The sequence below is a fragment of the Methanoregula sp. genome, assembly GCF_049686655.1.
GTDB lineage: Archaea > Halobacteriota > Methanomicrobia > Methanomicrobiales > Methanospirillaceae > Methanoregula.
The window spans coordinates 1-9,079 of sequence record NZ_JBAVIG010000005.1; the positions used below are offsets into that span (position 1 = coordinate 1).

Here is a 9,079-nt window from a genome sequence, read left to right on the forward strand (position 1 = left end):
CTCCTGACAGAGCTATTCTGGTCCTGTCGGAAAAAAGCGTTCTTTTGTCGATCCATAGTTCCCTTTTGGAATACACCCGGATCAGAAATTCCCGATGACCACCGAGTACAAGTCTGCTGATTTCACCGGAGGGGACTGGATCGGGGCGGTGGTGATCTTCTCGTCATTATATCCCAGGTTCTCGCAGAGCGATACCTGCAGGGGAACCGACAGGCCGGCAAGCCGCCGGTATAATTCACCGAGATCGAACTTCGGGTCTGCCAGGAGAAAGACGATCTTTCCCCTCCGGACCTCTTCGAGTGTCTCCTGCATACCTTTCTCATGGCCCCTCCCGTGGGCGACAACGATCGCTACCCGGGACTGGGGAATGTGGAGCCGGGAGAGGGCGAGCTGGCAGGAGGAGATACCGGGGATCACCTCGCCGGTGAGATACCCAAGGCCGGCAAGCATGGGATCGCCGGTCGAGAGCACCACGGCATCCTGGGGGAGCTTGTGCAGGGCCTTGAAATCATCGATCGATTTGACACTTGCCGAAGCGGTAAGAAACGGACGGGCGAGTTCGATTGCCCGGCCGGAGCCGTAGATGTTCCGGGCTTTCCGGACTTCCTTTATGGCCTGTTCCGTCATGAGCCCCGGGCCGCAGCCCACTCCGATGATCTTCATACAGTCTCTCCTATAACAGTTCCTTTGCGGTCGATCAGGATAACCTTAATGCCGGGATTATGTGCAGAGAACTCTGCAAGAGTCTCGCGCACGATCGGCCCGAACAGCGGGGAAGCGGCGAGTTCCTCGACGGTGCCGTACCCGGTCCCTTCGAGGATCCCGGGCCGGATGTGCCGGAGGATCAGGGCCGGCAGGCCGAAGAGGACCGCTTCGTCCCTGACGACTGCAAGGGACTCACCGATTTTACCCCCGATCAGGATCACATCGTCTTCCGGAAACCGGAGCCGGGCGAACCGGAGCCCGATTCGCCCGGTGGTGAGGACCGGCAGCCCGGCTGCAGAGACCCGGCCAAGCGAGGATTCGGTGAGGTGATCGTCCCAGGGTTCAACGAGTCCGGTGCTGCCCAGGACCGAGATACCGCCGAACACCCCGACCCGGGGGTTCAGGGTCTTCTCTGCCACGGCCCGTCCTTTTGGGATGGTGAGCTCGATCCGGACGCCGGGGAGTCCTGCGGTCTCCATCGCCTCCCGCACGGATTCCTCAATGCAGGCAAACGCCGGCGGGCTGACGGCCGGGGCATCTTTCTTGTACCGCGGGGTGTCCCGCGAAAACCGACCGATCCCCTCGCCGAAGGTGATATGGATCCCTTCTGCCGCGGGAAGAACTTCAGCCACGAATTCAATGCCGGCCGTGACATCCCCCGGATAGTCACCGGCAAACTTCCGGGCCGTGGCCCTGCCGCCCTCCGCATCGACCGGCACGTCCACGACCAGGCCGCAGGGCAACGTAACGGGGACCGAAAGGGCCGGGGGGCCGTCCAGGGTGAGGACCGCGGCCATGCAGGCAGCGGCAGCCGTTGTCCCGGTCGTGTAGCCCCGGACGATCACGGTGCCCGATGCGGTGAGGACAGCCAGCCCTTCCTCTGCGAGATGCAGCCGGTACGGGTCCTGGCAGCGCTCCACCCATGCATCCGGGTACACAAAACCAGTGACCGGGTCTCTCATTGCTTCAGCCTTCGATAAAGATAGTAATGCACTCGTTGATCGCAGCAACGGCGACAGGAGTGCCGCCCCGGGTGCCTTCTGTAGAGACTGAAGGGATGCCGATCGTGCGGAGGAGTGCCTTGGACTCGGCCGCATTCACGAACCCCACGGGAGCGCCGATGATCACAGCCGGGCGGATGCCATCCTTCACCATCGCACAGAGCGAGAGAAGGGCGGACGGGGCGTTGCCGATCACCACGATCGAACCGGGGAGCCGGTCCCTGAGAGCAAGCAACCCCGCGGAACTCCGGGTGATCTCCTTCTCCTTTACGATCTCCGCCCCGTAGTCGAGGGCGCAGAGCACCTCGCTCGCGTGGCCCTTCTTCTGGATCCCGACCCGGACCATCCGGATGTCGGTGATGATCGGGGCTTTGTTCCGGAGGGCGTCGAGCGCAGCCTGGACCGGGCTGTGCTCAAACCGCATCAGATCTGCCATGGCAAAGTCCCCGACTGCGATCGAACACCTCTGCCGGATCCGGTCCTCCAGTGTCTCGTTACCCACAGCCTCGCGGGCAAGTGCCCGTGACTTCTGCGAGATCGCATATCCTTCCTTTGTATCGGCACCGGGATCAATATACGTATTTCCGGTGGTAGCCGCGTGGCGTGATGATTCCTTTGACATCGTCTCCCCTCTTCCAGATCCTGCTCTCGCTGCCCCCGATAATAACCGTAGTATGCATATCGATCGCAGGCTCATGTTCCTCTATCTCTCCCAGTGTCGTGATGATCGTCTCTTCGTTCTCGCGAAGCGCATTCCTCACGATGGCGATGGGGGTATCTTTTCCCAGATGGTGCCGTGCGTGCTCCACCGCAAGGGCGAAGTTGTGCGGCCTGCCCCGGCTTTTCGGGTTGTACAGGACCACCGGGATCCCGAGCCCGAAGATCGCCTCGAGGCGCTTCCCGATGATCTCGAGCGGCGTGAGCAGGTCGGAAAGACTGATCACGGCAAAATCACCGGAGAGCGGCGAGCCGACACGGGATGCTGCCGCATTGGCCGCAGTCACGCCCGGGACCACCTCGACCTCGATATCGGCCCCGTCATGCTCGAGCACTTCGAGCACAATACTTGCCATGCCGTAGACCCCGGCATCCCCGCCCGATACGATCGCGACTGCGTGTTTTTTGGCGAGATCGATCGCCTGCTGTGCCCGGTCCACTTCCTTTCCCATGGAACTGCTGATTACCTGTTTACCCGTGAGCAGCGGCTCCAGCGGTTCAAGGTACGTGGAGTGCCCGAGCACGTATTCAGCCCCGGCGATAACTTTCAGGGCCCGGGCAGTCATGTACTCCCGCTTTCCCGGGCCAAGGCCGACGATGGCAAGCCTTCCCTTGTTTTCAGTGTGCGATGGCAACCGTTACGCTCCCGTAGACCTTCTTTCCCATGACGAGCATTTTTCTTCTGGATGTTGCAAGGGCACAGGGCTCTGCAACGCCAAGGAGTCCGATCCGGGATGCCCGTGAAGGCGAGAGGCCCGTCTGTGCGTTTATGGTATCGTCGTCAAGGAATATTAAATTCCCGGATAGGGCACCGACAGCCTCAATGAGTCCGGTCTCATTGAATTTTTTTGTCGTTGTTGCATAGACCAGTACATCAGTCTCCGGAATCCGGTTCTCTGCAAGGGCCGCCCTTACGGCGTCCACAACGTCTGCGGCCCCGATACCTTTCCGGCACCCGATGCCGACCGTGTACTCCCCTTTTTTCACGAGAATGGATACATCAGGCCCGGCCAGTACGATCGCAGGCCCCTGCACGGCATACACCGGGATGTCCGCGTCCAGCAGGGCCGCATTGACCTGCCGGGTGGAGTCCCGGTTGACTACTTCGGTGCCCGTCCGCTCCGCCAGCGTCTCCACGGAATCACGGCCACGGGACTCTGTCGCTGTGGTGATAACCGGCTGCAGGCCGAGCCCGGCCAGTTCCTTTGCCAGCTCGTTTGCCCCGTGGTGGCCTCCGAGCAGGGGGACCGCGTACCGGAGATCCGGGCTGACAACAACAACTGCCGGATCCGTCCACTTGTCCTCCAGCAGCGGTGCGATCTTCCGCACGACGATCCCCATCGACATCAGCGCAACGATCCGTTTCCGACCCGGGAAAACCGTGTCAAAAATCCCCGGCGAGTAGTCTGCCACATCGGCGCCGAGAAATGCAGCGATACGGTCTGCTTCCCCGCGGGAGTACGGAAACGTGATGACGACAGTATCGTTCATGAGTAGAGATGCGATCGCTGGTACCCGGAACCAACGCCCATGACCGCCCTGCCAACGATGAGGAGGGCGGACCGGGTGATGCCGGCGTCCTGTGCTTTTTCTGCAATATCGGCAACGGTCCCGGTGATGATCCGCTGGTCGGGCCACGAGGCATGGAAGATCACCACCGCCGGGGTATCCTTCGGGCATGCAAGTTTTGCGGTGATATCGGCAAAGTGTTCGCTGCCAAGGAAGAAGGCCAGGGTAGCCGGGTATTGCGAGAGTTCCGTGATGTAATCTTTCCCGAGCGTCTTTCCGGCAGGACGGGTGATGATCAGGGTCTCCGAGACGCCCCGGGGAGTGTACTCCGTTGTGAGAGCTGCCGCAGCGGCAAAGACCGAGGAGACGCCGGGCACGATCCGTACGGCAATGCCCAGTTTCTCCAGTTCTGCGATCTGCTCCACGATCGAGCCGTAGAGCGCCGGGTCACCGGAGTGCAGCCGGACCACGCGCTTTCCCTGGTGCACACGATCCGCCATCAGCGCAACCATCCCGTCGAGGTGCATCCCCCAGCTGTCCAGTTTCTCCGCTGCCGGGCTGCCGGCGACAAGGGCAGGGTTCACAAGCGATCCCGCGTAGATCAGCACATCGGCCTGATCAAGCAGGGCCTTGCCTTTCACCGTGATCAGTTCGGGATCGCCCGGGCCGGCGCCTACGAACCAGACCAGCTTCGCTTCACTTCCGGGCATACATCACGCTCATGTAGTCGCTCTTCTCCGGGAGCTCGTCGTCCCGGTAGACCTTCATATCCGGGAAGTACATCCGCTCCACGAGCACGAACTCCCGGTAGCCCTCGGCCCTGAGGGACGCGGCCTTCTCCTTCGGCTTCCGGACTTTCAGGAGGATCCTCGCATCTGACATCGTCCCGTCCGATACCGTGAATCCCTCGTTGACCGGCACCCCGCCGGCCGCAGCGAAGGCCGTGATCGAACTGATCCCGGGCTCGGTCCGGAACTCGATCCCCGGGTGTGTCTCCGAGATCACCGCACAGAGCCGCGAGAACGTGGAGAAGAAGTTCGGGTCGCCAAGGATACCGAAAACCGCGAGGCCCTTCTCCGCAACAGGTGCGATCTTACGGGCATTGGCCTCCAGGCACTGCCGGATCTTCGCTTCATCCTCCGTCATCGGGAAGTCCAGCACCACAGGTTCCCGGTACGGGGCTACAAGGTCGTGGGCAATCCGGCCCGGTACAAAGACTCCATCCGCTTCCTTCAGCAGCCGGACGGCCCGGAGCGTCAGGAGTTCCGGGTTGCCGGGCCCGAGGCCGAGGCCTACGAGCATGCCGAGCCCCTCCCGACAATGATCCAGACCGGGTCGATCGGTTTGAACATGACAGAGCCTGCGATATCGTGCGACCGCGAGACCTGCACCTGCACGACCTCGGTAAAGAGCCCGAGGCGCTTTAAGCCCGCTACTGCATCTGCAAGAGTCCCGACGAGCACCGCGTTGATCACGATCGTCCGGCGCACGTGTTCCGCAAGCTGCGGGAGCATCACCGGCAGGTGCTTCGACCCGCCGACAAATGCACAATCGAAGACCTCCCCCGTCCGGATATACTCCGCCGCATCCATGCAGAAGAATTCGATATTGCGCACCCCGTCCGCTTTTGCCGTCTCCGTGGCATACGAAACCGCGTCGGGCCGCAGGTCGATCGAGACCACCCGCTTTACTGCATGTGCTATCGCAACCGAAACCTTCCCGGTCCCGCAGCCGACTTCGAGCACCGTATCCGTGCTTTTCAGGCCAAGCTTGTGCAGGGAGATTGCAAGGATCTCGTCCTGCGTGGGACCGCCGGGGAGTTTTTCGTCGGGCATCTTCACAAATTTGGTTGCGGGAGGGTATTAATCTTGGGGGGAGAATGGGAGTCCGGGGTTTAGAGATCGGTCGAATGAGGATCTCTCTCCCTCGTGGCAACGAACCCCTCCGTCACTGCATTTCATCGATCTTCGTCAGGATCACCTTGTCCCCAAGCGAGATCACCGTGCGATTCGCTGTCCCGCCAACCATTCCACCGTTCAGGACCTCCATCATATGCTCCGCGTTGGTATTGAAGACCGCCAAAAACTCCGTCCCGTTCGCATCAAAGACCCGGCAGACTGCGTCCTTCGCACACCAGATGATCGAGCCGTACGGGAGATCGGTCGGCTGCGTCCCGGTTCCCGGCTCAACAATGCTCCATTCCCCGGCCTGGTTAAAGGGCACGATGCTGGCGTTCACCCGCAGAACCGGCAGGGCCGGGCTTACCGTATCCACATAATCGGTAACGGCCGGTACCACGGGAATATCGGGATAGATCTGCGAGCTTGTTGAAGCCACTGCATCCCCGGGACTGGAAGACAGGGAAATACCGGCAGTCCCGGCCCGGAGAAGGGACGTATTGACCGTGACTGAAAAGGTGTTCACGTCCCCGGTACCGGCAAAGACTGTCCCGGATCCCGAGGCGAATTCGTGCGAGAAGTCGTAATTTTTCGGTGTCGGATGATACATTCCGGTGTGGACATCGGCGTTTATGGTCGTTCCTGGCGGCATGTTCGTCTTTCCGGTAACCGTCATGCTGCCCGGTGTTGTCGGGCCGACCGGGTCGGGATCGATCCACCCGTCATGGACGCGGAGGCTGTAGGCATCGCAGGAGTTGTCCGGGACGGACAGGAAGATGGCCGATTCTATCCTTCGCGTGAGGCCGAAATTATCCATTGACCGGATATCATCCGGCGACGCAAGGACAGAACGCGTACCGTTATTTACTGCAACCAGGGTCCCGTTCGCAGCATCGTAATCCACGGAGAAATGATCGGGCGGGCGGGGAAACTGGACGATGATACCGATATCTTTTACGGCCGGAGCTACGGCGGCCGAAGAAGGGATTGCAACGGAATACGTGCCATCGGGAGATACCGGCTCTGTAGAAATTGCGATCGTGCTATTTGCGATCATCCAGATCCGGATGACGGTAACCGATGGATCCGGTACTGTGCCATTAATGGTGAAAGAACGGTTACGGACACTATCCATTGACATTACCGACGGCAGATCTCCTTCGCTGGTTATCCGATGCGTGGCTGCCGGTACAGGATGAATGGTGACTGTGGAGGCAGAAGAGATTGTTCCGGGCAGTGAAGCTGTCACGGTCATATTGTTTCCTGCAGATGTTCCGGCCCAGGTGCATCCGGCAGAGGCCAGCAGGAGAATAATAAGAACCACGATAACAAGACCGGAAGCATAGGAAATACGGGCGGAGAGAAAATTCATAAATGTATTTTTATGTTAATATTCCTTAACTATTGCGGGATATTTTTTCTGGCATCGGTCCTGAAGCGGTGACAATGCCATGCAGGATCCTGCCTGGTGATGACAACAATTCCTGCTCCGGACCTTGTGAAGAGAGGTCCTACCCTCTTCAAATCAATACAGGGGGCCTACCCATTTTCAAAAAATTTTCAAGGAGTCAACCCCGCCATCTTTGAAAAATGGTAAAGATCCCCCGACCCCTCTTCGCGGCCGAAAAAATGAGTGATTCTCCACAAACAAAATGGAAAAATCCCGGCACCACCGCTCACAAAAAAAATCCCGGCAAAATTTTTCCGGCCCTGAAAATTTCCCTGCTCAAAAATTTTTCCCGGCACGCGCCCAAAAAAATTGCAAAATCATTTCTCAAAATTTTTCACAATGCAAATAATTTCCTGGAAGCAATTTCCTGTTTCCTATCGCTCATGCCTTTCGCACACCATCACCGTCCCTGGCCCCGCAACAACCTGGAACACCCCGGATACCCCCTTCGGAAAACCACTGGATTTTCCATGGCAATCCCCAAACTTGGCCGGGCACCCGTTTCGCTATCCAGATGCTGCTAAATACTGTAGCCTGGTTACCGGCGTAAAATGCAGTTCCGGAAGGTGAATTACCGCTGCATTTTCCGGAATTACCGCTTCTCCAAGCCTCATGCAGGGGATATACCCCGGCAGTCTCCGACGGAGAATGAGTGCCGGAGGAATGTATCTCCCGGGCACTGCCACAGGATTGGCATCTCCGACGGTAAACAAGGATATTCAGGACGGGACACCTACCCGGAAACCCCCCATATAACCCCCTATATATTAGTGCAATTCCGGACTCGTGCAAAAACCTGTCACAGGTCTCATACCCGGCCGGTGTGCCGGACCTGTCACAGGTCATTAACCTGTCACAGGTAGCCGACCTGTTACGGGTATCAGGAATCCCGATACGACAGACTGGGAGATCAGACAATTACCAGGGAACCGATACTCCACGTGGTACCAATATAACGTGAAAGACATCGGGAGAACCTGCACCTCCTGCACCCTGATTCTCTGTCGGAGATTTTCTGCCGGGAACGGGCGGGCATGCCCCCGGGGGGTAATAATTCCCGAAAATGGAGGACTAATCCCCTGATTTTCCACATTTTCACGTCGGAGAAGAGAAGCCGCATTTAGCAGCGTTACAGCAGCCGATCCCGGGCCGGATCGAGCTCTGGTGGGACAAAACGAAAAGAACCCTGTTTTGGGGGTCGGGCTTACATAGGGGATATTTCACGCAGGAGAAAATATTCGACCGGTACACCCGCCGGTCAGCAGGGAGCGGGCCGCGGATCCTTCTGCCAGAAGGGGGACACCAGAAAATTTTGAGCGGCGGCAACGGATTTTTTTGGAAAATTTTGAGACGCCGGGGAAATTTTCCTGAGAAATTTTCTGCTGCGAAAAAAATTTTAAAGAAAATTTTTGATCGGGGCGCAAGGTCCCGGAATATCTTTGCTGAGGGGCATGGGGGTCCTGGAAAATTTTAGAGCGAAGGTAGGTTCCTGAAAATTCCTGGAAATAATTGACTTACGGTACCTTTTTTTCCCGGCCGTATTTCTCGGTCCCGGGATCCTTCAACATTGCCACTATGGAAGGCCCTGAACATTCCCCGGCATCCGGTCATCCTATGAAGGTCCAGCCAGCCACCGTTCCGGTTACGTTGGAGGAAAATCCTGCTCTGTAGAAAATCATTTTTTTTTCAAAGAGACGATGCCCCCCTCTTGCGCCACCAGTCCCCCGCGGGGGACGGGGCGCAGTGCGATGAGCCCCGAGTCAAATGGCAGGTAATACAATAGTCATCGCAACCGGGGG

General features: G+C 58.6%; 10 protein-coding genes. 1 reads left to right on the forward strand and 9 read right to left on the reverse strand.

Translation table 11 applies throughout. The features are described from left to right. Window positions 1-81 precede the first annotated feature (81 nt). From WBL42_RS00515 to WBL42_RS00555, 9 genes are all read right to left on the reverse strand, one after another. Window positions 82-663 carry a cobalt-precorrin-7 (C(5))-methyltransferase gene (locus WBL42_RS00515; RefSeq protein WP_424719307.1) on the reverse strand — a complete coding sequence of 194 codons (582 nt, stop codon included), beginning with the start codon at window positions 661-663 and terminating at the stop codon, window positions 82-84. Further along, entirely contained in the window at window positions 660-1,667 is a 1,008-nt protein-coding gene (locus WBL42_RS00520) for a cobalt-precorrin-5B (C(1))-methyltransferase (RefSeq protein WP_424719308.1), read from the reverse strand. The genes WBL42_RS00515 and WBL42_RS00520 overlap by 4 nt, the downstream gene beginning before the upstream one ends. A 4-nt stretch (window positions 1,668-1,671) precedes the next feature. Then, complete coding sequence (locus WBL42_RS00525) at window positions 1,672-2,328, reverse strand: precorrin-8X methylmutase (RefSeq protein ID WP_424719309.1); 657 nt, start codon at window positions 2,326-2,328, stop codon at window positions 1,672-1,674. Next, window positions 2,276-3,058 (reverse strand): precorrin-3B C(17)-methyltransferase, encoded by a 783-nt coding sequence (gene cobJ, locus WBL42_RS00530; protein WP_424719310.1) that lies wholly within the window; start codon window positions 3,056-3,058, stop codon window positions 2,276-2,278. Before cobJ ends, WBL42_RS00525 begins: the two co-directional genes overlap by 53 nt. After that, the gene (gene cbiG / locus WBL42_RS00535) at window positions 3,042-3,914 is read right to left on the reverse strand and encodes a cobalt-precorrin 5A hydrolase (RefSeq protein WP_424719311.1); all 873 of its coding nucleotides are present in this window, start codon (window positions 3,912-3,914) and stop codon (window positions 3,042-3,044) included. The genes cobJ and cbiG overlap by 17 nt, the downstream gene beginning before the upstream one ends. Beyond that, window positions 3,911-4,642: a cobalt-precorrin-4/precorrin-4 C(11)-methyltransferase gene (locus WBL42_RS00540; protein WP_424719312.1), complete on the reverse strand. Its 732-nt coding sequence runs from the start codon at window positions 4,640-4,642 to the stop codon at window positions 3,911-3,913. The genes cbiG and WBL42_RS00540 overlap by 4 nt, the downstream gene beginning before the upstream one ends. Beyond that, on the reverse strand, window positions 4,629-5,234 hold the full coding sequence (locus WBL42_RS00545) for a cobalt-factor II C(20)-methyltransferase (protein WP_424719313.1): 606 nt from the start codon (window positions 5,232-5,234) through the stop codon (window positions 4,629-4,631). The genes WBL42_RS00540 and WBL42_RS00545 overlap by 14 nt, the downstream gene beginning before the upstream one ends. Next, a complete protein-coding gene (locus tag WBL42_RS00550) occupies window positions 5,225-5,767 on the reverse strand; it encodes a methyltransferase domain-containing protein (RefSeq protein ID WP_424719314.1) in 543 nt (180 codons plus the stop codon). Before WBL42_RS00550 ends, WBL42_RS00545 begins: the two co-directional genes overlap by 10 nt. 112 nt (window positions 5,768-5,879) lie before the next feature. Beyond that, window positions 5,880-7,202 (reverse strand): hypothetical protein, encoded by a 1,323-nt coding sequence (locus WBL42_RS00555; protein WP_424719315.1) that lies wholly within the window; start codon window positions 7,200-7,202, stop codon window positions 5,880-5,882. Window positions 7,203-7,420: 218 nt separating this feature from the next. On the opposite strand from WBL42_RS00555, the gene WBL42_RS00560 reads away from it, so the two are divergent. Next, window positions 7,421-7,804 carry a hypothetical protein gene (locus tag WBL42_RS00560; RefSeq protein WP_424719316.1) on the forward strand — a complete coding sequence of 128 codons (384 nt, stop codon included), beginning with the start codon at window positions 7,421-7,423 and terminating at the stop codon, window positions 7,802-7,804. Window positions 7,805-9,079: the final 1,275 nt, after the last annotated feature.